Origin of the sequence: Cupriavidus sp. CuC1, assembly GCF_044627735.1 — a bacterium.
Classification (GTDB): domain Bacteria; phylum Pseudomonadota; class Gammaproteobacteria; order Burkholderiales; family Burkholderiaceae; genus Cupriavidus; species Cupriavidus ulmosensis.
In genome coordinates this window covers 17,887-42,902 of the sequence record NZ_JBIUHC010000077.1, presented here as the reverse complement: position 1 = coordinate 42,902, position 25,016 = coordinate 17,887, and the positions used below count along the sequence as shown (strand labels likewise).

The following is a 25,016-nucleotide window of genomic DNA, read 5'->3' as shown; positions in this document are numbered from 1 at the left end:
CACTGCGCAATTTCACCAAAAACCCTCCTGTCTTCACGCCGCTCCTCTGCTACAGTATTTTGTATTCAAAACTCAACAGGAGGAGACTATGCTGAAACTCGACTTCCACCCCGCGGGCCGCCACTTCCTTCAGATCCCCGGGCCGAGCCCCGTTCCCGATCGCATCCTGCGAGCCATGAGCTACCCGACCATCGACCATCGCGGCCCCGAGTTCGGGGCACTTGGCCTCAAGGTGCTGGCCGGGATCAAGCAGGTATTCAAGACGGAGCAACCGGTCGTGATCTATCCCGCTTCCGGTACGGGCGCATGGGAAGCCGCATTGACGAACACCCTGAGTCCTGGCGACACGGTCTTGATGTTCGAGACTGGTCACTTCGCCACGCTCTGGAAGAAGATGGCCGAGAATCTTGGCATCCGGCCCGAGTTTCTCGGCTTGCCGGGTATCGAGGGCTGGCGCCGCGGTGTGCAGGCCGACATGATCGAAGCACGCCTGCGCGCTGACACCGAGCATGCCATCAAGGCGGTTTGCGTGGTCCATAACGAAACCTCGACCGGTGTTACCTCGGACATCGCGGCCGTGCGCAAGGCGATCGATGCCGCGCGGCACCCTGCACTGCTGTTGGTCGACACGATTTCCGGCCTGGCGTCCGCCGATTACCGGCACGACGAATGGGGCGTGGATGTGACCGTCTCCGGTTCGCAGAAAGGACTCATGTTGCCGCCGGGCATCAGTTTCAATGCGGTGTCGCCCAAGGCCATCGAAGCCGCCAGGACGGCGCGGCTGCCGCGCAGCTTCTGGAGCTGGGACGAGATCATCGAGATGAACCGCACCGGCTACTGGCCCTATACACCCAGCACAAATCTGCTCTATGGCCTGTCCGAAGCACTAGACATGATTCTCGACGAGGGGCTGGACAATGTGTTCGCGCGCCATCAGCGGCTGGCCGAGGCATGCCGCCGGGCAGTGCGCGCCTGGGGCCTGGAGATCCAGTGCGCCGACCCTGCCGTGTACAGCCCGGTTCTCACTGGCGTGATGATGCCCGAGGGGATCGATGCGGACGTTGTGCGCAGGAATATCTATGAGCGCTTCAACATGTCGCTGGGCGCGGCGCTGGGCAAGATGAAAGGCCGCATGTTCCGCATCGGCCATCTCGGCGACTGCAACGACCTGACGCTGGTGGCGACGCTCGCCGGCTGCGAAATGGGCTTGAAGATCTCGGGCGTGCCGGTCGCGGCAAGCGGGACATCCGCCGCGATGGACTACCTGGCCGCCCATGCCACGCCCTTGCCGCTCAAAGCTGCGGCCTGACGCCGTCCGACGCAACTGTAGTTCCCATCCGAAGCGAGGAATTCCGCGCGGCTGCGCCGCAGTGGCGCTAATTCCCGCACCGCACTGATCGGGCCAGGATCAGTGCAGCAGCACAGACATACCTGAAAAAACAAAGGAGACGCTGTGGATACTACCCTGCAGGCCGGGACAAAAGTGAGGACGTTCGAGGACGCGGTTTATCGCAAGGTAAGCTGGCGGCTCATACCGTTCCTGATGCTGTGCTTCCTGATCGCTTATCTCGATCGTGTCAACGTTGGTTTCGCCAAGCTTCAGATGTCGCAGCAGTTGGGCTTCAGCGAAACGGTTTACGGCCTGGGCGCCGGCATCTTCTTCATCGGCTACTTCCTGTTCGAAGTGCCAAGCAACCTGGCCCTGCACCGGTTCGGCGCCAAGGTATGGATCGGGCGCATCATGGTCACATGGGGTCTGCTCTCCGCGTGTTTCGTGTTCGTGGAGACGCCTACCGCCTTCTACACGCTACGCTTCCTGCTCGGCCTGGCCGAAGCCGGTTTTACGCCGGGCATCGTATATTACCTGTCCTGCTGGTACCCGGCGCACCGGCGCGCCAAGATCATGGCCATCTACTGCATGGGCTCGCCGCTGTCCGGCATCATTGGCAATCCGTTGTCCGGCTTCCTGATGGGCAGCATGGGCGGTATCGCAGGCTGGGCCGGATGGCAGTGGATGTTCTTCATCGAGGCCGTTCCCGCAGTCCTGCTGGGCCTCTTCTGCTTCTACTACCTCGACAACTCGATTGCCAAGGCCAAATGGCTCAGCGGCGAGGAGAAACGCGTGCTGGAGCTGGCCAAGGCGGAGGATGTCAGGTCGGCAGACCCGCAGGCCCGTGTCGGCAACGTCTTCACCGACCCACGCGTCTGGCTCATCAGCCTGATCTGCTTTTGCTATGTCACCGGCCAGTACGGCATCACGCTTTGGTTGCCGACCTTCATCAAGTCCACGGGCGTCACCGATCCCATCCATATCGGCTTGCTGAGCGCGATCCCCTATGTGGCGGCGATTGTCACGATGTACTTCTTCGCAAAGAGCGCCGACAAGCATCGCGAACGGCGCTGGCACCTGATCGTGCCCTGCATGATGGGGGCGATCGGCTTCCTGGCGCTGCCCTGGGTCATGCACAGTACCGCGCTGTCGCTGGTGTTCCTGTCGATTGCCGCGGCCGGCATCCTGACCTGCACGCCGCTGTTCTGGTCGCTGCCGACCGCTTTCCTGAGCGGTGCCGCGGCGGCCACGGCAATCGCCATGAGCAACTCGATCGGCAACCTCGCCGGCTTCACCAGCGGCTACATGATCGGCTATCTCAGGGACGTGACGCAGAGTGGCACTAGCGCCTATTACATGATCGCGGCAATGCTGATCATTGGTGCCTTTGCCATCTGGACCCTGCCTGCCAAGCTGGTCAACCGATAACAACGGGAAGCGGTGCGCCGGCGCCGCACCGCTTCCCCGCACCCCCAACGCCTCGGGCGCCCGTAGCGGGCGCATGGAAGACTCTCATGAACAGTGCATTCGAATCGAAAACGAACGGCCCCGGCAGTCAAGCGCCGTTCAACCTGATGGAGGCCACCGTTGCCACCACACATGCCGCGATGCGTGACGGCCGGCTGACGGCGCGGCACTTGGTGCGCGGCTACTTGGACCGGATCTCAGCCTACGATCAAAGCGGCCCCCGCATCAACAGCATCCTCCGCCTCAACCCGCAGGCGCTGGCAGAGGCAGAACGCATGGACGCCCAGGCCGCCGGGAAGCCGGCGCAGGCCCTGGCGCCTCTCCACGGCATCCCGGTGCTGATCAAGGACAATATCGAATGCGGTGGCATCGAAACCACCGCAGGCTCGCCTTGCCTTCGGGGCAATATGGCCGCGCAGGATGCGTTTATTGTCCAGCGGCTGCGCCGGGCAGGCGCCATCGTCCTGGCAAAGACCAACCTGCACGAGCTTGCCTCCGGGGGCGAGACCGTTAGCACGGAGCTTGGCCAGACCTTGAACCCCTACGACCTGACGCGAACGCCTGGCGGGTCCAGCGGCGGCACCGGCGCTGGCATCGCAGCCAACTTCGGTTTGCTCGGAATCGGAACCGACGGGGTCAACTCGATCAGGTCGCCGGCCTCGGCTAACAATCTCGTCGGCCTGCGTCCCACCACGGGCCTGGTCAGCCGAACGGGGCTCGTTCCCTGCGGCCTCACGCAGGACACCATCGGGCCGATCACACGGACCGTTGCGGATACCGCTGTACTGCTCGACGCAATTGTCGGGCATGACCCGGCCGATCCTATCTCGAGCCAAGGCGCCTCCCACATCCCCGCAAGCTATACGGCCTTTCTCGAACGCGACGGGCTCAAGGGCGCGCGCATCGGCGTACTGCGCCATTTCTTCGGCGATGGGCCCGAGCATCGGCCCGTCAACGCCGTCATGCAGCAAGCACTGGCCGTCATCGAAGCGCAGGGCGCGGAGTTGGTCGCGGTGGACGACGCCATCAGCCCCGAGGAACTCCTGGCGTCAACGCTCGTGCATCACTACGAGATGGAGCACGATCTCGATGCGTACCTGGCCCGGCTCGCCCCGGACGTGAAGGTGCGGTCGCTGAAAGACATCATCGCATCAGGAGACGTGCACGCAAGCGTGGCTGGAACGCTGACCATGGCCGTGGCGCTGGCGGGCAAGGAGGCCGAATACCGCGAGCGCCTGCAACGCCAGGAGGCGTTGCGCCAGCGGCTACTGGATCTGATGCAAGCGCATCGGATCGATGCACTGGCCTTTCCGCATCAGCGCCGCCTGGTGGCGCCGATCGGCGAGCCGCAAGCCGAACGTAACGGCGTGCTTGCATCTGCCACCGGCTTTCCGGCGATCGTGATTCCAGCGGGGTTTTCCGCCGCGGACCGCAATGCGCCGCAGGGCGTGCCGGTCGGGCTGGAGTTCTTCGGCCGTCCGTTTTCAGAACCCGTGCTGATACGGCTGGCCTATGCGGCCGAGCAGGCCCTGCACGCGCGCCGGACGCCGCACGCGGCACCGGCGCTCGAATAGGCCAGGAGCGGAACGAATCTTCATTGCTGCTCTACAAACGCCAGCCGATCCAGGCGGCGAGAAGTTTGCGGATACACCGTGACGACCTCAAACGAGGAGGAGACAAAGATGGGCGCAGAAGTGGTAGTTCAATCATCGAGTTCCCCACAGCAGCACGAGCTCGACCGGGCGATGGATGGCATCGGCGTGACGGCTTCGCACAAGAAGATCATCTTCATGATCATGCTGGGTGTGATGTTCGATGTCTTCGAGCAGAATGCGGTCGGCCTGGTTGGCCCCATGTTGCGGGAGCAATGGGGCATCTCGGTGGCGCAGATCGGCTTTCTAAACACACTGACATTCAGTGCCGCCGCGCTCGGACGCATCGGCTCGGGCTATATCGCAGATCGCTACGGCCGGCGTACGATGCTGAGCGCAAACCTGCTGCTGTTCACGCTGGGCGCCATCATCTGCGCGCTGGCGCCGAACTATGCGGTGCTGGCCGCGGGCCGCTTTATCGTTGGCATCGGCCTGGGCGGGGAGATCTCCATTGCTGTGACGATGCTGGCCGAGTTGTGCTCGACCCGCTTCCGGGGTACGGCAGTTGGCATGGTTAGCGTGGGCAGCGGTGGTCTTGGCAATATGCTGGCGCCCGCCTTTGGCCTGGCCGTGTTCGCCATGTTTCCGGGACCGGACAATTGGCGCTGGCTGTTCGCCTGCCTGGTGGTTCCCGCGTTCTTTGTCGTGTTCTATCGACGTTTTATTCCGGAGACACCGCGGTTCCTGTTATCCAAGGGACGGGTAGACGAGGCCAACCGCGTGCTGTCGATCCTGGCGTCGGGCCGGCTGGGCAAGCTCGCAGGTGAGCCGACGCCGTACATCAAGGCATCGACGCAGGATGAGGCGCCGCACGTCAAGGTACGGCTGAGCGACGTATTCAAAGGCCGTCTGGGCCGGCGCACGATCGCGCTCGGGATTGCGGTTTCCATGACATACGGGGCGCAGATTTCCGTACTGACGCTGATGCCGACGATTCTGATGTCACAGGGCTACACCATTTCCAAGAGCTTGCTCTTTACCATGGTGATGCAGAGCGGCAGCCTGTTCGGCGCGCTCGCGGCTTCGTACTGCGGCTATCACATCCCGCGCAAGCGCGTGCTGACGGTAGGCGCTGGGCTCGCCTGCACGGCCGGACTGTGCTTCGGTTTCCTGACGTATAACGTGGCCCTGGTACTGCTCTTCGGCGCAGCCTTCACGTTCTGCGTCGTGTTGCTCAACACCTCGATCTGGATCTTCGCGCCGGAGCAATATCCCACCCACGTTCGCGCGTTCGGCACTTCCCTGATCCTGGCGCTCGGCACGCTGGCCGGGGCACTGACACCGCTGATCAGTGGCCGCGTGTTCGAAACCTATGGCGTCGGCGGCATGTTCAGCATGCTGGCAGCGATGTACGCTGTTTTCGCTCTGAGTGTCCAGTTTGCGCCGGAAACCTTCGGCCGCGCCATGGGCGAGACAGCCGCCGACGACGAAGCCGATCTCGCGGTCGGTGCTAGTGCTGCCAGCGCAAGCGGCTCCTGATCGGCGCATCGCGATGAACCACATCCTGCTGATCAATCCGAATACGTCGCAGTCGACCACGCAGATGATGGTTGACATCGCGCGTGCCGCTCTTGCCCACGATCTGGAGATCCGCGGCGTGACGATGGCACGCGGTGTGCCGATGATCGTCGACGAGGCAGATCTGCGCGCCGCCGCGGACGCGGTCGGCGCCATGGATCTGCTCGGCGCCGGTCCGGAGCGCGCAGGCGTGCGCGCTGTCATCGTCGCCGCTTTCGGCGATCCCGGCGCGGACGCGCTTCGGCGCAGGCTAGCCGTGCCGGTGGTGGGTATCGGCGAAGCCGCCATGCGAGAAGCGGCGCAGCATGGGCGTCGATTCGGTATTGCCACGACGACGCCGTTCCTGGCGTCCTCGATTGAAGCCAATGTGCGGCGCTACGGACTCGATGCTAGCTTCACCGGTGTGCGTTTCACCCGCGGCGACCCTCGCATGCTTGGTCTTGACCCGGCGGCGCTGGAAGCCGCGCTGGCAGACGCGGTCCAGGCCTGCGTGGAAGCTGACGGAGCACAAGCGGTGGTGATAGGAGGTGGCCCGCTGGGCCAGGCGGCCCAGGCCTTGAGCATGCGTTTTGCCATTCCCGTGATCGGTCCGGTGCCGGCAGCGTGCCGCAGCGTGCTGCGTGCGCTTGCCGCGAGCGAGTCACGGAGTCATTTTGATCCTTCATTCAAGGAATTGCCCGAAGCATGACATTAACCAACATCGATACGGTCGCACAGGCGCTGCTTTGCGCACGGCGCGAGCACCGTTGTGCCGACGCGGAGCGCTTCGCCACCGCGCTTGACAATCCGGAGCAGGCCTACGCCGTGCAGTCGGTCGTGGCTCGCTCGCTTGGCTGGCAAAAGATAGGCGCCGGGTACTGGAAATCCGGGGGGCCTTCACGCGAGGCGCAACTGACACACGCCGAACTCCCGTCCGACGGGGTGTGGGCCAGCCCCGCGCATGCCGGCGACTGGCCCTTCACGTGGCGCGGCATTGAGGCCGAGATCGCGCTGCGACTCGGGCGTGGGGTGGACGCAGCGCAGGCGGCCGCCCTCGATGGCCCGGGCGCGGCTGCGCTGATCGACGCGATGGCGGTCTCCATTGAAGTCGTCGACTCACGCTGGCAGCAGTACGTCGCCGCACCTGCGCTACTGAAGCTGGCTGACCTACAGGCCCACGGGGCGCTTGTGCTTGGCGAGTGGCGTGACTATGAAGCGCGAGACTGGGCGGCACAGCGTTGCCGGGTGCAAATTGGCATGGAGTCGATCGAGCGCTGTGGCACCCATGCCCTGGGCGATCCGGCCTATGGACTGGTGGCCTGGCTACGCCACGCCACGCGCGCGGGCCGAAGCGTGGAAGCCGGCACCGTCGTCACCACGGGTACCTGGGTCGGCATTCTGAACGCGTCGGCTGGCGACCTTGTGACAGCGGAATTCGAAGGCATTGGCCGGGCCTCGATCCAGTTCTGAGAGGATGGCGCTGATCGCCCGCGATCTTCTTCACTTGCTGGATAGTGACCGGCCGCTATGGACAGATAGTGTTGAAAAACGCGTCGGGGACGGACTTTGTGCAGATTCTTTTGTTTGGGGGGGGGCGACCCTCAACCGATCGACGATCGTTCAATACAGGCCGTTCCAAGAGGCCGGGCTTCCACCGTCCCGGTCGGAGCACCAGTCAGATTGAGTTTTTCGACACTATCGCCGATGAGGGGACGATCGCCAGTCTCGACTTGGATGACCGCTTGCCGGCCCTCATCGGGCCTTCGCCACTGCGTTGCCGATCGTCTCTTCATCGGCCATCACTGCCACGCGCGCGGATACGGCTCGACGAAATCCCAGCCTCTACCCCGGCACCGGCGTAGCTGAAGGTTTTGCCAGCGCGTACCACATAGTCAATCTACGCCTTTAAAGACGACGGGATTCCGAAATTCCACATGGGGGCAAGCAATGACCAAAAGGTCCGACATCATCAGTTCATCCACGAGCTGATGGGACCGGTGTGCGGCTTCCTTAAGTGATTCTGTCTCCACCAGGTCTTTCGTAGAAATTGCTTTCAGGGTCACTTGATCCAGGTGAAGAAGCTGGTCCTTCACAAGATCACTGTCGCCCGTACGACGGCTGTTCTGGCGAGAGCTGGCGCTCAATTGCGATCGACCTCAATTCGCCTTAACCTGTCACGGAACCCCCAACCTGGAACCGCGCGATGCAAGCACATCCTCTGCGCCTCTCTCCCGGCGACGATCTGCGTGTCGCACTCGAAGACGTGCTGCGTCAGCTCAAATTGCGTGCGGCCTTCGTAATCCAGGGCATCGGGAGCCTCAGCGTTGCCCAATTGCGATTTGCCGGGGACGAGGATCCTACCGAGCTGCGTGACAATCTGGAAATACTGACGCTCGCCGGGTCCATATCATCTGATGGAGCGCACCTGCACATGTCGGTTGCCGACCCGCGCGGTCGAGTGTTCGGTGGTCATGTGGCACGCGGTTGCACGGTCCGTACAACCGCGGAGATATTGCTGGCGCTACTCCCCGAACATCGTTTCTCCCGGGAGTACGACCTAAGTTCAGGGTTCATGGAACTGGTCATACGAGACGAACCGCCCCTGGAGTAGCCTCGAGGCATACACCCGGGCCGCTACCATACGCTTGATCCGCGAAGTCACCGTGAACGTTCACCGGGGACTGGGTGGCATCTGAGTGCATGGTCGGGTTCGTGAACGCAACGCAGAAGCAGTTCCCCAGAGTGTCGGTGCACCTGCTGGTCGGTTTTGGCGATGTCCATATAGTACATCGCGCTGACCGCTCCGATGCCACCAACGAAGGCTGGCCAAAGCGGGCGGTCCAGCAATACGCGCAACAGGCGCTCGCGAGCGGGGCGCAAACGGTTCCAGAGGGAAATGTTGTGCTGCTCACCCCCCTGTTCCGGTGGCCGGGTCGTGGTCATATCGGTCCCGCCAAAGCCAGAGCGCGAATCTGTTCCACCAGCCCATGATGGTTCCTCAATTGACGGAATCGGGTGTGTAGCAAGTTCGATTCTACGGACGGCAGGAACCATTGCCCTACCCCTTTAGCAGGGAGGCACCCTCCTTGGCGGCCGAGACCATAACCCTCACTCATCCGGACGCGCAAGGGGCGGCGACCGGCATCGAAAAACATGGACTGCGCCGCTAGGCTAGGGAATCCATGAAATCGAACGTCTTGCAAGCTTAAGCTTGCGTCGGCCGACACGACACTACAAGAGCTCCCAAATACGCACGTCCCTTGCACACCGTCATCTTACGCCGCATTTCCCTGCGCTCTGTGCGTTACGTCACAATCATTGGCGAAGCCAACGCGACGTTGGCGTTGGCTCGACAAGCGGCCAACTAGGACATCGAAAGCCGACGTCACGCGAGACTCGTCAACTATAAGTTGCACTACCCTAATGGCTGCCGCGGCAGTAGCGGTTGGCCGAGGATAGCGTGCGACTGGCCTCCGAAAAAGGATGAAAGGAATAGACGCGTTCCTGGACACTGGCTCGTCCTCGGGACGGATCGCGTCCTGCGATCCGGAGGTAAGCGAGGAGATTCTGTCAGGCGCGCCGCGCGCACCGGCATGAGGCCAGCGCCCCGGTTCGGGGTGGCTGCGGGCATGGATATCACCTTTGGGCACGCCTGTCCTGCCCACGCAAAACTCAGCTTGCGATACCGGCCCAGCGCAGGTGCTTGCTCCAGTCCGACGAACTGATCACGCCGGACACGCCTTGCCTCTGCCCGTCGGCGCGATAGAAATAAGTGCGTGGCATCTCGCCCATCCAGTCAGGGTCGACTGCGTAGCGCAGGCGTTCTTGCGGCTCGCGGCCGAACACCCAGGCATTGCGCGTCAGGCTGACGCGTTGGAGGAGTTGCTGAACCTGTGGCAGCGCTTCGGTGCTGTCCATCGCCAGCGTGACGATGCGCAGCGCCGGATAGCGCGCCTGCAGCTTGCCGATCGCCTCGAAATTGCGCTTGCAATAGACGCAGTCGAGCGACCAGACCAGCAGCACGAAGGGCTTGCCCTTGTGGCCGGCGGTCAGTTGCGCGGCGGTGGCGGAATCGAATACGGCCACGCGTTCGGCCTGCGGGCCGCTTGCATTTGCGGTGCCCGTGACCAGTAGAGCGGCGGCGGCGGCCAGCAACTTGCGGCGGGAGAGCTTCATGCGGCCTCCTTTGCCAGCGGGAAAACCTGGAAGCCTTCGGCTTCGGTACGCCACAAAACGTAGGCGCGGCCTGCGTGCTGCAGCAGATGCGGTTGGTCGGAGTCGCGTTCGGTGCGGGCCACCTGCCGCGTATGCCAGGTCTTGCCGCCGTCGTGCGAGAGCATGGCGGACAGGCTCGTCTGCTGCCCGTCGAACGACTTCCACGCCACCGCGATCTCATTGTCGTCCAGAGCGACGATGTCGGCATGCTGCGCGCGCGGATCGTCAAGCGGGCGCTGCGCCAGCAACTTGCCGGCCTTCCAGCGACCCACCGAGACCGTCGGCTTGCCCTCGCGCACGGCGAACCAGACCAGGTGCAGGGTGCCGTCCGGCGCTACCGAGGCGCCCGGGCCGTGATGCGGGCAGGCATCGATGCGCCAATCGTCGAAGGTGGCGCGCTGGAAGCGCGTGGGGGTGCCGTTGGCGCTTAGCAAAGCCAGCGCATGGTCACGCGCGTTGGGCGGGAACACATGGCGCCACAGTGCCAGCATCTTGCCGTCGGGCGTGGCCGACATGGCGATGCGGCAGCATTCGCACGACTGGTCCGCGATCTTGTAGTCGCCCTGGAAGGTCGCGCCATGGTCCGTCGATACCGCGTAGTAGATGGCTGCGCCCGCGTATGGCTGCTTGCGCGCCTCGGCGGCTACCACGTCACGCTTGTCGATCCAGCTCACGAATATCCGGCCCGCGCGGTCCACCGCGATGGCGTCGAAGCGATGCGTGATCTCGTCGCGGTTGGCGTGTACCGTCAGCGGCGCGGCGAAGGACTTGCCGCCGTCGGTGGAGCGGGCGAAACGGATAAAGCCGGTGTAGGGCTTGGCCAGCGGCTGGGTCCAGGTGACGAAGATCTCGCCGTCGCGGCCGGTGGCGACCTTGGGGCGGCTGTCGTGATCGGCCGCGACTTGTTCCGGCGCGTTGTTGACGCGCTGCGCCGGGCCGAAGCTGCGGCCGAAGTCGGCCGACGATTGCAGCGCAACATAAGGGCCGTCCTTGTAGGCAACCCACAGCCGCCCTTCCCGGTCGAACGCAGCGCCGCTGCCGAGTTCGCTCATCTTTTGGGTAGGGGTATGGGTATGGGTGTGGGTGTGGGTCTGGGCCGTGCCCGCCATGGTAGCGAAGGCCATCAGGCCGGCGAGGATAAGGCGGGAGCCTTTCATGGTTGTTATCGCTCTCGTCAGACGCTTAAAAGGAGACCTTCGCCTCGGCGTAGAACGTCCGGCCCGGATACGGGTGATAGACGTAATAGCGCTGGTCGGTCAGGTTATCGATGCCAAGCCCTAGACGCACATTCCTGGCGGGCCGGTAGGTCAGCTTGACGTCGAAGGTCAGGAAACTGCTGGTACCGCCAAAGGTGTCGGGATTGACATCCGAATTGTCGAGCGTATTGTACTGCCGCCCGGAATAGGTCATGGCCAGCGTGCCCGCCCAGGCCGGTGTGATGCGATAGGTGCCGACCAGGTTGGCGCGCCATTGCGGGATACGATAGAAGTACTTGCCCACCGAGGCCGGGTTCTTGGCGTTCTCCAGCGTCTTGGAATGATTGTATGCGCCGCTGGCGGCCAAGTCGAAGCCGCTGATGAAAAGGTCGCGCGTATCGTAGGCCAGTTCGATGCCGCGGGTACGCACGCGATCGACGTTCTGGAAACTGGTCACGGTCGGGAACACGGTGGTATTGGTCTGGCTCACCAGCGCGTCGTGGATGTCGTCCTCGTACAGCGACAAGCGTAAATGCGATGCGTCCAGCGTGCGTTCGAAGGTCAGGTCCTTGGAGAACGAGCGCTCGGGCTTCAGGTTCGGATCGTTGTTGATCAGCGAGGTGCCGGTGATTCTGCCCTGGAACAGCTCGCTGACGGTCGGGTAGCGATAGGCCTGGCCCAGCGAGAGGCGGGCCAGCCAGTCCTGGCCGAAGGCTTTCTCCAGCGCCAGCTTGGGCGACCAGTTGGATTTGCTGCGCTCCGGGTAGCCCAGGTTCGCGCCGGGCTGGCTGCGGCTGCCGTCATAGGCGCGCCAGTGTTCATAGCGCACGCCCGGGATCAGCTTCCAGTCCTCGGCAAAATACCAGGCGTCCTGCGCATAGAGCGCCTGCGTCTCGGTCTTGCCGGCAAAGGCATTGTTGAAGGCAGTAAGGGTGGCCGCCTGCCAGTCCGAGGTGTTGTAGGTCGTATTGCTCAGGCGGTAGTTGTCATAGTGATAGCCGAAGGTGAACCAGTGCCCGCCCGGCAGATTTTCCGGGCGGTGATCGGCTTTCAGGTCCAAGGTGCGCCAGCCGGTGCCATCGCCGAAGGTCACCGTGCCCGGCCCGCTGCCGGCGGCATTGGCGGTGCGGCTGATGTCCTTGCTCACGTCGAACAGGGAGGCTATACCGGAGAAGTTCCAGCCAGTCTGGTTGCGCGTACGCAGCGACAGGCCGTAGAGCCAGCGCGCGTCCTCGCCGTTGCTGGGTGCAAAGGCATTGGCAGGGATCACATAGCGATTGCCGCCGATATTCACGTTGCCGTTCGATACCACGTTGCCAGCGGCATCGCGCAGGTAACTGCCGGTGGTGCTGGAGCGGTTCTGCTGCCAGTAGGCGGCGGTGAACTGGGCCTGCAGGGTCTTGGTAATGTCGTAGCCGAGCTTGACCTTGAGCTGGTCCTGGATGGTGTGCGTGACGCCCTCGCTGTTCACGCCCATCACGACCCGGTCGGCGCCTGTCTGGTCCTTGTCGAAGAACGCACCGGTGACCGGCTTGTCGGCGGAGCCGGCGCGGGTGGTCGAACGCGCCGCGGTATAGAAGCTCAGCGGCTGGCTCGTGCTGCCTTGCCGGTCCACGCTCACCAGGTAGGAGAGCGCGCCGACGCGGTCACCCACGTAGGCATTGGCGTGAAACCCGTTGAAATTCTCGTGCGTTCCGTACAGGCCGAAACGCTGGGTAAATAGTTGGACGCTGGCATCGCCCTCGAATTTTTCAGGGCTGCGCGTGGAAATCAACACCGTCGCGCCCAGCGAATTGCCCGGATACAGCGCCGAGTACGGGCCATACAGCACGTCGACACGCTCGATCTCGGCGGCGTTGACCAGCGACCAGCGCGGCGGGAAGGTGAAATCCGAACCCAGCAGGTTGGACAGGAGCAGCCCGTCCGCATAGACCAGGCCTCGCGCCGACTGGCGCGAGCTGGTGCTGCGCACCGAGATGATCGAATTGATATCCCCGATGAAGCGCTTGCGCACCGCGAGATTGGGCGCGTATTTCAGCGCGTCCTCCGGGTTCACCACATTGAAGTCCGCCATCCGGGCGCTGCTGATGCCGTAGGCCGGCGACGGCGTATTGGGCGGCGTGCCCGGCGTCTCACTGCGGTCGGACTTGGCCGAGACCACTACCTCTTGCAGCGGCTCGGGAGCGGCGACCTGCGCGCCGGCAAGGCCAGGACCCATCAGCGCTGCCGAGGCGGCAAGCGCAATGCGATTTCTCTTCACGGGAACACCCTATTATCGTTTTTTTGGCTCTCCCGCCCGTGCGCACCCCCATCTTGGGCCTCCCGCGCCACGAGCGAGCGTTTTCATTCTAAGCACCGGCCCGCCGCAGGCGGGTGCGACATAGCGCCGCGGCGCGCAGATTTGAGTCGACTGCCACCATCGGCAGGCATGACCTGCAAGTCAGCACGCGAGGGCAGCAAAAATCACTTCGCTGATGAATCCATCTTCATTTTCCCGTCACGTTGTGGGCGAGGTTCCGGTGAAAACCCGCGCCGGACTGTGCCGATGGCATGAGGCATGCGGTGTGCCTGTGCGTCTTGACGTCCGACAGTACCTGCGTCACGAGATTGTCATTGCGTATTGTCATTGCGGATTGTCATTGCGGATTGTGAAATTTACCTCACATTTAACTTGCGCGATGTTAGGCGTCGCCTAGACTGTAACGCAGCGCAAGCCGGTCGGACTGCGCGTTAGTTCCCCATGCCGATGCACTGCGCCATGTGTGTTCATGTGTAACGTATTTACTGAGTGGATTGGAGAGAAACTTTTATGAAGAAGGCTCTGTTTCCCGTCATCGCGGCGATGTTGATCGCTATTCCGGCAATATCCGCTTTTGCCCATAAAGATACCCCTGGCCTCTTAGGTGAGCACGACATGACCGGAACCGTGACCCAGATTGATCACAAGAAGGGGACGCTTGCTCTCAAGACCAAGGGAGGGGGTCCCACTCTGCACTTGCATTTCCCTGCAGACGACGTCAAAGACGTCAAAGACGGCGATACCATCACCGTTCATCTGGGCTTTACCAAGGGCGCGGCCGAAAGTAAGTAGTTATTCTCTGCCGGAAGGCTCCTCGCCTGGGAATTCTCCGAAATGCGCACCGCGACAGGGCGATTTCGGAGATCCCTTTAACATAAAGGTCACGAAGAATTTTTTATTTGCGTGACATCCAAATAGGATAGGCCGCCGCAAATCACAGCAGACAATCTTCAATGGAAGACATAGTTAATTAACTACGCCCTGGGGCCCCGGTAGTGAATGGTGGACTAAACATGATAGATGCCATCAGACCCAAACTCATCGGCAGTTTGATAATTGCGGTGGTCACCCAGGTGTTAGTCAGTTCTCCCTCTCACGCCCATGGCGTCGTCGGCAAGCGCTTCTTGCCCGCCACCATCACGGTGGACGACCCGTTTGTGGCCGATGAGATGAGTTTCGTGGTCGGGCACCGCAAGCTGCCACAGGACGAAAAGAGCGGCGCGACCTCAGGTGGCGGCGACGCGGGGCAACCTACCGGTACACCAGGCGTTCATACCACGAGGTTTTCCACCGAGCTCAGCAAGCGGATTACACCGGACTTCGGCATATCACTGGGCGCCGCCTATCAACGCGTCAGGCCCACCGACGATACGGTCGCCCAACATGGTTTCGACAACCTTGGGCTTGGACTCAAGTACCAGTTGATCAAGAATGCGGAGCATGAAGGGATTCTTTCCCTGGGACTCGATGCCGATCTTGGCGGCACTGGCAGCCACCGGGTCGGCGCCGAATCCTTCTCCACCATTTCCCCCGCGCTCTTCTACGGCAAGGGCTTTGGCGATCTGCCGGACGGAGTGAAATATCTGCGGCCGCTGGCAATCACCGGCATTCTCTCGCCGGAGCTCCCCACGCGGCGCTCGGAACCTGACCGGCTGAACTGGGGCTTCACGATACAGTACAGCCTGCAGTATCTGCAGTCCTACGTAAAGGACGTCGGGCTCGGCGCCCCATTCGACCGCCTCATCGCGCTGGTTGAGGTCGCGGTGAAAACCTGCATCAGCAAAGATTGTTCCGGTCAGGCAACCGGCACAGTGAATCCGGGCTTCATGTGGTTTGGCAAAACCATGCAGGTGGGCCTGGAGGCGGCTATTCCGGTCAATAAACGATCGGGCCACGACATCGGGATATTCATCCAGCTTCACCTGTTTCTCGACGACATGTTTCCCAAGAGCTATGGGAAGCCATTCCTCCCCTGACACGAGCGGACCTACAGGCTATGAGAACCCGCTTGGCCGCTGCTGCACTGTGGGGGCTGCTCTGGTCCCAAACGGTTGCGGCACATGCATTTCCCGAGCGGGCGGAGCCCCGCGTGGGGGCGGTTACCGAGAGTTTGCCCAGCTACGTTCGCATCTGGTTTGATGCGGACCTCGAGCCGGCCTTCAGCACCTTGCGCGTGCTCGACGCCCAGGGGCGACAAGTCAATCGGGAATCCGGGCAGGTCAATGCCGAGCACTCGCGTCTGCTCGAGGCACGCCTGCCACCGCTGGCGCCAGGCGCCTACCATGTCTTCTGGCGCGTGATCGCCCGTGACGGGCACGCGACAGAAGGAGACTATTCTTTTACCGTTGGGCGATAGACCACCATGGACCACACGATGATGGCGACAAACGTTGGCAGCATGGTTGTCACTGCCGCTGATTTGCTCGCACTGACCACGTGTATCGGGGTTCTGGGCTTTCGCATCTGGGTTGTCTCGTTCAAGGACGGGACGTCATATCCTTCGCCTGATTTCCTGATGCCATTATGGTGGACCCTGGGCATCTGCCTGGCGGTGCTCACACTCAGCAGCATCGGCGAACTGCTTCGGCGCGCGTTGGAGATGAGCGGCCGTCCGATTGGAGAACTCGCGCTGGCACTGCCTGCCGTACTGTCCAAGACTCACTTTGGGCGAGTCTGGCTGCTACGTCCTGTCGCGCTGGTGGTGTTGTGGCTTGGCTGGCGACGCAGGCGTGGCCTCGATTCACCCGGCGTTGCGGCCGCGATGTTGGCGGCGGCTTGCCTGATTGCGACCAGCAGAAGTTTGTCTGGCCACGCGGCCGACTGGGGCGACATCACGCTCCCCGAGCTGATGGACTGGATGCATCTACTGGCCGTATCCCTCTGGGGCGGCAGCCTGATCGCGCTTACCGTCACTGGATTTCACACCCTTACCGAACGCGCCGATGAGCGACGCCAGGTCGTGGCTGCCATGGTGAGCCGCTGGTCGGCGCTCGCCGGCGCAGCGCTGGCCGTGGTCATCCTGACCGGCATGTACAACGCCTGGCTTGAGGTGCAGCGTGTCGAGGCATTGTTGACAACGGCGTATGGACGGCTTTTGCTGGTCAAGCTGTCGTTGGTCGCGATCATCGTCACACTGGGCGCTGCGAATCGCTATCTCTGCATCCCGTCGTTGCACGCCTGGGCGACCGGCGCAACCAGCATCGACAAGCCGTCGGGTCTATTGGCGACGATACTCTCTGTCCTTACTCTCGAGTGGAGTCGGCAGGGGGCGCACCTCCCACTGAAGCGATTTGTGCGCAGTGCAATGTTGGAAGGAATCCTCATCATCGGCACAATCATCTGCGTAGCCGTGCTCGTCAGCCAGATGCCCGCCAGGCATGTCAATCGCATGCCTGCCGGTCACCCCACGCATAGCAGCGGCGTGGCTCACTGAGTCTCAGGAGGATTGAGGATCACGAGAAGGAGCAGGCGCACCTGCTTCATCAACCGACCAAACTACGTGGCGACGCCGCGTTGCTTCTGCGCAAGAAAGTGGCGTAGCGTACAAGGTGCAGAGAAATCCCGGCGTAGGCTCACAATAACCAAGGGCGCGGGACATTTGATTTGAATTGACGGCGGACGCAAGTACTTGACCCGGTGTCACTGGGCGCGACTCAAGTGCAATCTACCTCTGCTCGCTGCAAAATCGTCCAATATTTTTGGCCCGAACCTACCTAGCATTGTCTCCATGGCTTGAATTTCTGGAGAGATGCATTGTTACTGCAAGACGAAGCAAACACCTCTAACGACGCAGCGGCTCCGCGGGAGCCAGTGCGCTGCATCATCGTCGTGGACGAAGCGCTGGCGCCCGGCAAAGCCTCGAATGCCGCCGCCGTGGTGGCATTCACGTTGGGTCAACGTCACAGCCATCTCGTGGGAGATCCTCTGCGGGAACAGGACGGCACCGCGCATCCCGGTCTCATTCCCATTGGCATCCCTGTCCTTAAAGCCGCGGCTGAGCAGTTGGTGGCGCTGCGCCAGAAGTCACTGGCGCACTGTGACGTGGTTGACTTTCCAGTGCAAGGACAGGCCACGACCGACTACGATGCCTTCTTAGGCGCGGTGCGCGCGCTGCCGGGCGAGTCGCTCCAGTACCTGGCGGTCGGCCTGGTGGGACCCAGGAAGAAGGTTGGCAAACTGGTCGGCGGCTTCGCGCTGTTCGCATGATGGAAGCTAACATCACATCGGAACTCAGCGGCCAGGTCTGGTCCGTGGGTATTGACCGTCCGGCCAAGCGCAACGCGCTTAACAGCGTTCTGTTCGAAGCGCTAGCGAACACCTTGCGCCTGGCGCAGGCTGACGTCCGCGTTCATTGCGTCTTACTGCACGGAACCAGCAGTTGTTTCTGCTCGGGCCACGACACAGCCGAGTTCGGCACCCTGTGGCCGCAGGCTGCCGACGGCGCCGTTACACGCTGCATCGAGGCCTTCGCGGAACAGCCCAAGCCACTCGTGGCCGCGGTCAACGGCGCGGCGGTCGGGTTCGGCGCAACGATGCTGCTCCACGCCGACTACGTGGTCGCCGGCGAGGGGGCCATGTTCTGCTTCCCGTTTGCGGATCTCGGCATTGTCCCCGAGGCCGGGGCCACAGCATTGCTTGCGCGCCGGGTGGGCGACCTGATTGCGCGCGACTGGCTGATGAGCGGCCGCCCGATAACGGCCGCAGAGGCATTGCGGCAGGGCTTTGTTTCGTGCGTGGTGCCGGACACTGACGTGCGTGCAGTTGCCAACGAATACGCCACTCGCCTATCTGCCAAGCCGCCGACCGCGCTACAGGCTATGCGGCGCCTGTTGCTGGAGGGTGCTACCTTGCCAGCCAGCAAAGCGATAGAGGGCGAGCTTTCCTATCTGAACGCTTTCATTCCTGCTGTCACCCGCCGGTCTATCCCTCATGCATAAAGTTCACGTCGTTCATGCCCACCCGGAGCCGCGCTCCTTCTGCACGGCAATGGCCCACGAAGCCCGACGCCTGCTGGAGGTGCGCGGCGACGATGTGAGCTTTTCGGACCTGTACGCGCTCAACTTCGATCCTGTGGTGCGCGGCAGCGATTTCACCGAACGCGCCAACAGCGACTACCTTGTCTACGCGAAGGAGCAGCGCCACGCGCTCGAGCACAACGCCCTTGCGCCCGACATTCAGCGAGAGGTCGACGCGCTGTTGGCCAGCGACACGTTGATATTGGTGTTTCCACTCTACTGGTTCTCGGTGCCCGCGCTCATCAAGGGGTGGATCGACCGCTGCTTCCTGTCCGGCGCACTGTACGGCGGCAAGCGCATCTACGGGCGCGGGGGCATGGTCGGCAAGCGTGCGGTTGTCGGCGTAAGCTTGGGGGGCCGGGAGCACATGTTCGGTCCGCAAGGCATACATGGAGAGCTGGCAGGCGCCATGCTGCGTCATCTCCTGCAAGGCACCTTGGGATATGTCGGCTATGAAGTGCTTGAGCCGTTCTTCGCCTGGCATATTCCTTACTGCTCGCACGCTCAGCGAGTGGACACGCTCACGCGTTGGGGCGACTTCATCGAGCGGCTCGACGAGCAGCCGCGCATACCGATGCCAAAGCTTGAGGAATATGATGACATTTTCCAGCCGCTTTCACGGGCCGCCTCATCATGAACACCACTGCGCCTACCAAGTCGATCAAGCTCTGGCATGCGCCGGACGTCATGGACGCCGTCATGCTCAAGGGCCAGTTCGTCGGCCACCGGTATCCGCCGCACGCGCACGACACGCATTGCCTTGCGGTGATCACGGGCGGAGTGCTGGCGGTCGAGGTTCAGCACCAGCGGCGCTTGTGCCGCCGCGGCGACGTGATCGTCATCGAAGCCGACGTGGTACATGCCGGCCTGGCCGCCGGCGATGGGCAATGGAAGATGCGCGTGGAACATGTGCAGCCCGCGGCCCTCGCCGCCTACTGCGAGAGGCTTGGCATTCCCCGACGCGAGCGATTCGACATACCGAGTCCGTTCATCGTCGACGCAGAGCTGTCGCAACAACTCTACGGGGTGAACTGGTGTTCCGAGATGGACGATGATCGCTTCAAGCGCAGTGAAGTGCTTGCCAGTGCAATCATCGGCCTGTATGCCCGACACGCGGGCCGGTCCGTCGACCTGCCCGTAGTGCACAGCGAGCGTGCGCTGGTGCGCGCGGTCAAGGCCCGTCTGCGCGACGACCTGCACGTACGCCTGACCCTGTCTACGCTTGCGTGCGAATTCGGTGTGACACCCTTCGTGCTGCTGCGCGCCTTTGTACGCGAAGCGGGCCTGAGTCCGCATGCCTTTCAGCAGCAGGAGCGCGTACGCAGCGCGATGCCCTTGCTGCGCGGCGGCAGGCCCATCGCGGAGGTAAGCGCGCTGACCGGCTTTTCGGACCAGTCACACTTTACACGCGTGTTCAAGCAGCAGACCGGCGTGACGCCGAAGGTGTATCAGGCCGCCTTCTCATGCAGGACGCTCTCGACGCACTGACTCGGCCCAGTGGTTTACTTCGCATACGAATTATCGTATATACTTCGCATACGAACTAACACTGGATGCCTGCACGGCATCACGCAACCCATCTGGAGACCGACCATGACCTCGGAAATTCGCGTTGACGTTACCAGCGGCGTTTTGACCATTACGCTTGCCCGGGCGGACAAGAAGAATGCCTTGACGAACGAGATGTACGGCGCACTTGCCGACACTATCGAGCAGGCACAGCAGGACCGCAATATCCGGGTATTGCTGCTGCAGGGGGACGGGGACATTTTTACGGCGGGCAATGATGTGGGAGAATTCGCAGCGATAGCGGCGGGAAATGGCCCCAGCGAACGCCACGTGCACCGCTTTCTGCGCGCCCTTGCCAACTCGACCGTACCGATTGTCGCCGCGGTCAACGGCAAGGCCGTCGGCGTCGGCACCACCATGCTGCTGCATTGCGATTACGTCGTGCTCGCGCAGGACGCTCAACTGATCACGCCCTTCGTGAACCTTGCCCTTGTTCCCGAGGCGGCTTCGAGTTACCTGCTTCCCCTGCGCATCGGGCACGTCAGGGCCTTCGAGATGTTCGCGCTGGGCGAGCCGCTTGACGCGCAAACCGCCGTGGCATGGGGCATCGCGAACAAAGTTTGCGCTAATGACCAACTGCGGGCGGACGCGCGCCTGATGGCCGAAAAGATTGCGGCCAGGCCCGCCGGCTCGCTTAGCGCAATGAAAAAGCTCATGCGCGACGCGGAGAAACTGGTTTCGCAGATGAACAGCGAAGGCGCCAGGTTCGAGGAGCGGCTGGCCAGTGCCGAAGCCAAGGAAGCATTCTCGGCCTTCGCCGAGAAGCGCAAACCGGACTTCACCAAGGTCGCCCTGCAGTAAGTCGAGTGTCTCGCTGTCCGGCCGCTGTCCAGGTTACACCTCGCCCTCGTCGGCGGCCGGAAACTTCGCCTGCAGGCTGGTCAGCCACCGCGCTACCACGTTAATCTCGGCCGCGGTGAAACCTTCGGTCAGTCTGGCATTCAATTCCTTCATACCAGCCTTGGAGCGCTGGCGAGCCGAGCGTCCTGCCTGCGTCAGCCATAGGCGCGATGCACGGCGATCGGTCTCGTCCGGCCGGCGCTCGATAAGGCCCGCCCTTTCGGTCCGGTCAGCCAGACCGCTCATCCCGGGTGCGCCCAGATCCAGCGCTGCGGCAGCCTCGCTCATCGGCGCGCCGTCGTTCCTGCCCAGAAAGAAAAGCAGCCCAGCCTGGGCCGCTGTCGCGCCACCCGTAGCCGTGCGCGCTTGTGACCACCGATGCAGTCGACGCTGGCCGACATTCAATAGATAGACGAGGCGATGCTCCATGTCTGTGACGGATAAAGGATGCCATTTAGTTCACATGCGAATTTTATCACGTGCTCGGTGTCAGCATTAGCCTGACTTTGGTCGGTCACGGCAATGAACCTCTGTCGACTCCGTCGGCACACCACCTCGAAGGAACATAGCGCGTGGCTCTGGCACGGTCGCGCTGTCTGTACAAACTTATATCCAAGATATGTATGGACTGGCTCCGAGGGGTGAGCTACGCGAGAGTCGAGTCTGCATCTTGCCAAAGCCGCCAGTCGGCGACCCTAGCTCGGACGGCCGCGGCCGGCCAGGAGCCGTCATTCACCGCTATGTTCGCTGGCCCCGCAGCCGGAACACCCCGTGCGCCCGGGGGCCGCCTTGCTTTGTGGCCGGTGGGCGCCGCAAAGCGCAAGCGGGTCTTCACGCGTGCCAGAAAAGCGACAGCCCTGCACGTCCGATCGGCTATCATGCCAATCCTCTCCGAAGTGGCCCCCTATGATTTCCGTCCGTAATGTTACGCTGCGTCGTGGCGTCAATGTCGTACTCGACCGCGCGTCCGTCACCTTCAACCCCGGTGAAAAGATTGGTCTTGTCGGCCGCAATGGCGCCGGCAAGTCGTCCTTCTTCAGCCTTCTCAACGGCACGCTGCACGAAGACGGCGGCGAGTTCTCGATTCCCGCTGCATGGAAGATGGGCCAGGTCGCGCAGGAGATGCCGGAGACCGAGCAGAGCGCGACCGACTTCGTAGTCGAGGGTGACACCGCGCTGTTGGCCGCACAGGCCGAAGTAGCCGCCGCCGAGGCCAGCGACGACGGCATGCGCATGGCGCACGCCTACATGGCCCTGCACGACGCCGGTGCACACGATGCCCCCGCACGTGCCCAAGCGCTGATCCTGGGCCTTGGCTTCAGTGCCGCGCAGCTTAGTCAGCCGGTCAACAGTTTCTCCGGCGGCTGGCGCATGCGACTGCAACTGGCGCGCGCGCTCATGTGTCCGTCCGACCTGCTGCTGCTCGACGAGCCGACCAATCACCTCGACCTCGACGCGCTGGTCTGGCTGGAAGCCTGGCTCAAGCGCTATCCAGGAACCCTCGTCGTGATCAGCCACGACCGCGAATTCCTCGACGCGGTGACGCAGGTGACGGTGCACGTCGACAACGCCAAGCTCGTGCGTTATGGCGGCAACTACAGCAAGTTCGAAGACATGCGCGCTGAGCAACTCATATTGCAGCAGGCCGCGGTGGCCAAGCAGGCAGACAAGATCGCCCACCTGCAGAAATTCATCGACCGTTTCAAGGCCAAGGCCTCGAAGGCGAAGCAGGCGCAGAGCCGGGTCAAGGCGCTCGAACGCATGGAGAAGATCGCACCGGTGCTTGCCGACGCAGAGTTCAACTTCGAGTTCAAGGAGCCACTCAACGTCCCGAACCCGCTGTTGTCGATGCTGGACGCGAGCTTCGGCTACCCGGCGCCGACCGGCGCACTGCCGGGCACGCCGCCCACGGTCATCGTGCGGGGCATCAATCGTTCCGTGCTGGCCGGGCAGCGCATCGGCATTCTCGGTGCCAACGGCCAAGGCAAGTCCACGCTGGTGAAGACGGTGGCGCACGCGCTGGCGCCGATTTCCGGCGAAATCAGCGAAGGCAAAGGCCTGAATATCGGCTACTTCGCACAGCAGGAACTCGACGTGCTGCGCCCGCTCGACACGCCGATGGAACACATGATCCGCCTTGCCAAGGACACGCCGGCGCACATGCGCGCCCCCGGCCAGAGTGGCACCGAACAATCCCTTCGCACCTTTCTCGGCACATTCAGCTTCAGCGGCGACATGGTCCATCAGGCGGTTGGCACGATGAGCGGCGGCGAAAAGGCGCGGCTCGTGTTGTGCATGATCGTGTGGCAGCGCCCCAACCTGCTGCTGCTCGACGAGCCTACCAACCACCTCGACCTGGCCACACGCGAAGCGCTAGGCATGGCGCTCAACGAATTCGAAGGCACAGTGATGCTGGTCAGTCACGACCGGGCCCTGCTGCGCGCCGTATGCGACGAGTTCTGGCTGGTCACCAAGGGCGGCGTCGAGCCCTTCGACGGGGATCTGGACGATTACCAGCAGTTCCTGCGCGACGAAGCCCGTCGCATGCGCGAGCAGCCCGCCGAAGAGTAGAAGGGCATCGCCTGAAATGGTGAGACAAAGGGCGGGCGCGAGCTTCACAGGATTCAGCGTGAAGGTCGCCATTGAGCGCCTCGAGACTGATACGAACTTCGGCGTCGAGATCGATCACGAGGGTCCGCTGTCCGAATCCAATAAAGAACTTTTGCGGGGCGCGGTGCGGGAATTGCCCCTTGCCAAGACCTTATCCAAGCAGGTACGTGTGAAACTAGCCCACACCTCATTCGATCTTTGAATGGGCGCTTCCTGAGATATTCACCGGCCGCTTTGGGTCGTACTGAGACGCCCATGGCCTCCCCCGAAACTCGGCGATGAACCATTTAAATTCCATCTAGTTGGTCATCAAATTGAGGTAGCCCGGGCTAGTTCTTGCCCGACTAACGTCACGCTGGGCCAGCTTAGCCGCGACTAGCCTTTGCGCGTCAGCCTGTGCAGGCCATGGCGGTGGTGACCCGCTGGGTGGTGCGGGCCGACACCTGGATCACCGCGCCGGCAGTGGTCTTCCCAGCCGCTGAGCGGGCTTTACATGATGCATGCGGCCGGGTATCCGCCATCGGCGTCCTGGCTGTGGATGTCGCTTTCGCTGTATGCGCTGGCGGGGGCTTGCTGGCTGCCGGTGCTCTGGCTGCAATGGCGGATGCGCGATATGGCCGTGCAGGCTGCGCAGGCATCGCGCGGCGCCACGGATACCGGTGGGCTTGCACCGCGCTACTGGCTGTATGAGCGCATCTGGGTGGCGCTGGGGTTTCCGGCGTTCGGCGGCTTGCTGGTGGTGTACTGGCTGATGGTGAGCAAGCCGGCCTGACCCGCAGCCCTCAGGCGAGCAGCCGGCCGAGCGTTGCTACCGCGATGGTGAGTGCGCCAAGCAGCAGGTTCAGGCCGACGGCCTGCCTGATGCGGCCCAGCGCGGCGCCCGCGGCCTTCCAGTCCTGCGCATCGACGCCGCGCCGCAGCGCACCATAGGGGCCGAAGTACACATAGGCAAAGATGCCGATCATGATCAGGCCAAGGCCGAGCATCATGTGCCAGTGGATGGGCGCGGCGGCAAACCCGAGCGCGCCGAGCATGGACATGCCGCTGATGGCGATCAGGGCGACGGCGCCCCAGACCCAGGCCAGGAACCGCGCGAATACGGCGCGCCACAGGCGCAACCGCTGCGGCGGCTCCAGCAGGGTGGCCGCTGCCGGACGCAGGCAGACATAGGCGAAGAACATGCCGCCCACCCAGAGCGTGACGCCAGCGATGTGCAGGAAGTGGAGAACGGGATCGAGGGTCATGGATTGTCGGAGGACGGGAAGGGGGCAGGCTCCAGCCGGCGGGCCGCCGCTGGACTGTTGGGGGACTGCCGCATTCTAGCCC

The 25,016-nt window shown here is 62.9% G+C and carries 25 protein-coding genes; 19 read left to right on the top strand and 6 right to left on the bottom strand.

Translation table 11 applies throughout. The features are described 5' to 3' along the window. The first annotated feature begins 88 nt into the window (after positions 1–88). The 6 genes from ACGLHR_RS28935 to ACGLHR_RS28910 all read left to right on the top strand — a co-directional run bounded on the left by ACGLHR_RS28935 (position 89) and on the right by ACGLHR_RS28910 (position 7,416). Positions 89–1,309 carry a pyridoxal-phosphate-dependent aminotransferase family protein gene (locus tag ACGLHR_RS28935; protein WP_400097838.1) on the top strand — a complete coding sequence of 407 codons (1,221 nt, stop codon included), beginning with the start codon at positions 89–91 and terminating at the stop codon, positions 1,307–1,309. Positions 1,310–1,453: 144 nt separating this feature from the next. Next, positions 1,454–2,758, top strand: coding sequence for an MFS transporter (locus tag ACGLHR_RS28930; protein WP_400097836.1), 1,305 nt, complete (start codon positions 1,454–1,456; stop codon positions 2,756–2,758). An 86-nt stretch (positions 2,759–2,844) separates the two neighbouring features. Beyond that, positions 2,845–4,371, top strand: a complete 1,527-nt coding sequence (locus tag ACGLHR_RS28925; protein WP_400097834.1) for an amidase family protein — start codon at positions 2,845–2,847, stop codon at positions 4,369–4,371. Positions 4,372–4,479: 108 nt separating this feature from the next. Beyond that, positions 4,480–5,928, top strand: coding sequence for an MFS transporter (locus ACGLHR_RS28920; protein WP_400097832.1), 1,449 nt, complete (start codon positions 4,480–4,482; stop codon positions 5,926–5,928). Between the two features lie 13 nt (positions 5,929–5,941). After that, entirely contained in the window at positions 5,942–6,655 is a 714-nt protein-coding gene (locus ACGLHR_RS28915; RefSeq protein ID WP_400097830.1) for an aspartate/glutamate racemase family protein, read from the top strand. Beyond that, the gene (locus tag ACGLHR_RS28910) at positions 6,652–7,416 is read left to right on the top strand and encodes a fumarylacetoacetate hydrolase family protein (RefSeq protein WP_400097828.1); all 765 of its coding nucleotides are present in this window, start codon (positions 6,652–6,654) and stop codon (positions 7,414–7,416) included. The genes ACGLHR_RS28915 and ACGLHR_RS28910 overlap by 4 nt, the downstream gene beginning before the upstream one ends. Positions 7,417–7,838: 422 nt before the next feature. Here the strand turns inward: ACGLHR_RS28910 and ACGLHR_RS28905 are convergent, their stop codons facing one another. Continuing rightward, positions 7,839–8,090 (bottom strand): hypothetical protein, encoded by a 252-nt coding sequence (locus ACGLHR_RS28905; RefSeq protein ID WP_400097827.1) that lies wholly within the window; start codon positions 8,088–8,090, stop codon positions 7,839–7,841. A gap of 59 nt (positions 8,091–8,149) precedes the next feature. Between ACGLHR_RS28905 and ACGLHR_RS28900 the strand changes: the two genes are divergently transcribed. Continuing rightward, positions 8,150–8,557, top strand: a complete 408-nt coding sequence (locus ACGLHR_RS28900; protein ID WP_400097825.1) for a PPC domain-containing DNA-binding protein — start codon at positions 8,150–8,152, stop codon at positions 8,555–8,557. A gap of 1,061 nt (positions 8,558–9,618) precedes the next feature. On the opposite strand, the gene ACGLHR_RS28895 is transcribed toward ACGLHR_RS28900, so the two are convergent. From ACGLHR_RS28895 to ACGLHR_RS28885, 3 genes are read right to left on the bottom strand one after another with little or no spacing between them, the layout of a single operon-like run. Further along, a complete protein-coding gene (locus ACGLHR_RS28895; RefSeq protein WP_400097823.1) occupies positions 9,619–10,122 on the bottom strand; it encodes a TlpA family protein disulfide reductase in 504 nt (167 codons plus the stop codon). Then, positions 10,119–11,318: a sialidase family protein gene (locus ACGLHR_RS28890; RefSeq protein WP_400097821.1), complete on the bottom strand. Its 1,200-nt coding sequence runs from the start codon at positions 11,316–11,318 to the stop codon at positions 10,119–10,121. Before ACGLHR_RS28890 ends, ACGLHR_RS28895 begins: the two co-directional genes overlap by 4 nt. 25 nt (positions 11,319–11,343) lie before the next feature. After that, positions 11,344–13,575 (bottom strand): TonB-dependent receptor, encoded by a 2,232-nt coding sequence (locus ACGLHR_RS28885; protein ID WP_400097851.1) that lies wholly within the window; start codon positions 13,573–13,575, stop codon positions 11,344–11,346. A 591-nt stretch (positions 13,576–14,166) separates the two neighbouring features. Between ACGLHR_RS28885 and ACGLHR_RS28880 the strand changes: the two genes are divergently transcribed. From ACGLHR_RS28880 to ACGLHR_RS28840, 9 genes are all read left to right on the top strand, one after another. Next, entirely contained in the window at positions 14,167–14,448 is a 282-nt protein-coding gene (locus tag ACGLHR_RS28880) for a hypothetical protein (protein ID WP_400097819.1), read from the top strand. A gap of 221 nt (positions 14,449–14,669) precedes the next feature. Beyond that, positions 14,670–15,632 carry a hypothetical protein gene (locus ACGLHR_RS28875; RefSeq protein WP_400097817.1) on the top strand — a complete coding sequence of 321 codons (963 nt, stop codon included), beginning with the start codon at positions 14,670–14,672 and terminating at the stop codon, positions 15,630–15,632. 32 nt (positions 15,633–15,664) lie between these two features. After that, positions 15,665–16,012 carry a copper resistance protein CopC gene (locus ACGLHR_RS28870; RefSeq protein WP_400097815.1) on the top strand — a complete coding sequence of 116 codons (348 nt, stop codon included), beginning with the start codon at positions 15,665–15,667 and terminating at the stop codon, positions 16,010–16,012. A 6-nt stretch (positions 16,013–16,018) separates the two neighbouring features. Then, positions 16,019–17,089, top strand: coding sequence for a copper resistance D family protein (locus ACGLHR_RS28865; protein WP_400097813.1), 1,071 nt, complete (start codon positions 16,019–16,021; stop codon positions 17,087–17,089). Between the two features lie 320 nt (positions 17,090–17,409). Further along, a complete protein-coding gene (locus ACGLHR_RS28860) occupies positions 17,410–17,862 on the top strand; it encodes a DUF2000 domain-containing protein (RefSeq protein WP_400097811.1) in 453 nt (150 codons plus the stop codon). After that, complete coding sequence (locus ACGLHR_RS28855) at positions 17,859–18,593, top strand: enoyl-CoA hydratase/isomerase family protein (RefSeq protein WP_400097809.1); 735 nt, start codon at positions 17,859–17,861, stop codon at positions 18,591–18,593. Before ACGLHR_RS28860 ends, ACGLHR_RS28855 begins: the two co-directional genes overlap by 4 nt. Beyond that, positions 18,586–19,308 carry an NAD(P)H-dependent oxidoreductase gene (locus ACGLHR_RS28850; RefSeq protein ID WP_400097808.1) on the top strand — a complete coding sequence of 241 codons (723 nt, stop codon included), beginning with the start codon at positions 18,586–18,588 and terminating at the stop codon, positions 19,306–19,308. Before ACGLHR_RS28855 ends, ACGLHR_RS28850 begins: the two co-directional genes overlap by 8 nt. Before the next feature lie 50 nt (positions 19,309–19,358). Further along, positions 19,359–20,159: an AraC family transcriptional regulator gene (locus ACGLHR_RS28845; protein WP_400097806.1), complete on the top strand. Its 801-nt coding sequence runs from the start codon at positions 19,359–19,361 to the stop codon at positions 20,157–20,159. A gap of 105 nt (positions 20,160–20,264) precedes the next feature. Then, positions 20,265–21,041, top strand: a complete 777-nt coding sequence (locus ACGLHR_RS28840; RefSeq protein WP_400097804.1) for an enoyl-CoA hydratase — start codon at positions 20,265–20,267, stop codon at positions 21,039–21,041. Positions 21,042–21,074: 33 nt separating this feature from the next. Here the strand turns inward: ACGLHR_RS28840 and ACGLHR_RS28835 are convergent, their stop codons facing one another. After that, positions 21,075–21,509, bottom strand: coding sequence for a MarR family winged helix-turn-helix transcriptional regulator (locus ACGLHR_RS28835; RefSeq protein WP_400097802.1), 435 nt, complete (start codon positions 21,507–21,509; stop codon positions 21,075–21,077). A gap of 477 nt (positions 21,510–21,986) precedes the next feature. Between ACGLHR_RS28835 and ACGLHR_RS28830 the strand changes: the two genes are divergently transcribed. The 3 genes from ACGLHR_RS28830 to ACGLHR_RS28820 all read left to right on the top strand — a co-directional run bounded on the left by ACGLHR_RS28830 (position 21,987) and on the right by ACGLHR_RS28820 (position 24,462). Continuing rightward, positions 21,987–23,651, top strand: coding sequence for an ABC-F family ATP-binding cassette domain-containing protein (locus ACGLHR_RS28830; RefSeq protein WP_400097800.1), 1,665 nt, complete (start codon positions 21,987–21,989; stop codon positions 23,649–23,651). A gap of 58 nt (positions 23,652–23,709) precedes the next feature. After that, complete coding sequence (locus ACGLHR_RS28825) at positions 23,710–23,892, top strand: hypothetical protein (RefSeq protein WP_400097798.1); 183 nt, start codon at positions 23,710–23,712, stop codon at positions 23,890–23,892. 291 nt (positions 23,893–24,183) lie between these two features. Then, a complete protein-coding gene (locus tag ACGLHR_RS28820) occupies positions 24,184–24,462 on the top strand; it encodes a DUF2269 family protein (protein ID WP_400097797.1) in 279 nt (92 codons plus the stop codon). A gap of 10 nt (positions 24,463–24,472) precedes the next feature. Here ACGLHR_RS28820 and ACGLHR_RS28815 read toward each other — a convergent pair whose 3' ends face one another. Continuing rightward, a complete protein-coding gene (locus tag ACGLHR_RS28815; protein ID WP_400097795.1) occupies positions 24,473–24,934 on the bottom strand; it encodes a CopD family protein in 462 nt (153 codons plus the stop codon). Between the last annotated feature and the right edge of the window lie 82 nt (positions 24,935–25,016).

Bases quoted from the DNA above. Each gene is read 5' to 3' on its own strand.
- ACGLHR_RS28935 (WP_400097838.1), top strand. From the start codon at position 89: ATGCTGAAACTCGACTTCCACCCCGCGGGCCGCCACTTCCTTCAGATC.
- ACGLHR_RS28925 (WP_400097834.1), top strand. From the start codon at position 2,845: ATGAACAGTGCATTCGAATCGAAAACGAACGGCCCCGGCAGTCAAGCG.
- ACGLHR_RS28920 (WP_400097832.1), top strand. From the start codon at position 4,480: ATGGGCGCAGAAGTGGTAGTTCAATCATCGAGTTCCCCACAGCAGCAC.
- ACGLHR_RS28915 (WP_400097830.1), top strand. From the start codon at position 5,942: ATGAACCACATCCTGCTGATCAATCCGAATACGTCGCAGTCGACCACG.
- ACGLHR_RS28910 (WP_400097828.1), top strand. From the start codon at position 6,652: ATGACATTAACCAACATCGATACGGTCGCACAGGCGCTGCTTTGCGCA.
- ACGLHR_RS28900 (WP_400097825.1), top strand. From the start codon at position 8,150: ATGCAAGCACATCCTCTGCGCCTCTCTCCCGGCGACGATCTGCGTGTC.
- ACGLHR_RS28895 (WP_400097823.1), bottom strand. From the start codon at position 10,122: ATGAAGCTCTCCCGCCGCAAGTTGCTGGCCGCCGCCGCCGCTCTACTG.
- ACGLHR_RS28890 (WP_400097821.1), bottom strand. From the start codon at position 11,318: ATGAAAGGCTCCCGCCTTATCCTCGCCGGCCTGATGGCCTTCGCTACC.
- ACGLHR_RS28885 (WP_400097851.1), bottom strand. From the start codon at position 13,575: ATGGGTCCTGGCCTTGCCGGCGCGCAGGTCGCCGCTCCCGAGCCGCTG.
- ACGLHR_RS28880 (WP_400097819.1), top strand. From the start codon at position 14,167: ATGAAGAAGGCTCTGTTTCCCGTCATCGCGGCGATGTTGATCGCTATT.
- ACGLHR_RS28875 (WP_400097817.1), top strand. From the start codon at position 14,670: ATGATAGATGCCATCAGACCCAAACTCATCGGCAGTTTGATAATTGCG.
- ACGLHR_RS28865 (WP_400097813.1), top strand. From the start codon at position 16,019: ATGGACCACACGATGATGGCGACAAACGTTGGCAGCATGGTTGTCACT.
- ACGLHR_RS28855 (WP_400097809.1), top strand. From the start codon at position 17,859: ATGATGGAAGCTAACATCACATCGGAACTCAGCGGCCAGGTCTGGTCC.
- ACGLHR_RS28850 (WP_400097808.1), top strand. From the start codon at position 18,586: ATGCATAAAGTTCACGTCGTTCATGCCCACCCGGAGCCGCGCTCCTTC.
- ACGLHR_RS28845 (WP_400097806.1), top strand. From the start codon at position 19,359: ATGGACGCCGTCATGCTCAAGGGCCAGTTCGTCGGCCACCGGTATCCG.
- ACGLHR_RS28840 (WP_400097804.1), top strand. From the start codon at position 20,265: ATGACCTCGGAAATTCGCGTTGACGTTACCAGCGGCGTTTTGACCATT.
- ACGLHR_RS28835 (WP_400097802.1), bottom strand. From the start codon at position 21,509: ATGGAGCATCGCCTCGTCTATCTATTGAATGTCGGCCAGCGTCGACTG.
- ACGLHR_RS28830 (WP_400097800.1), top strand. From the start codon at position 21,987: ATGATTTCCGTCCGTAATGTTACGCTGCGTCGTGGCGTCAATGTCGTA.
- ACGLHR_RS28820 (WP_400097797.1), top strand. From the start codon at position 24,184: ATGATGCATGCGGCCGGGTATCCGCCATCGGCGTCCTGGCTGTGGATG.
- ACGLHR_RS28815 (WP_400097795.1), bottom strand. From the start codon at position 24,934: ATGACCCTCGATCCCGTTCTCCACTTCCTGCACATCGCTGGCGTCACG.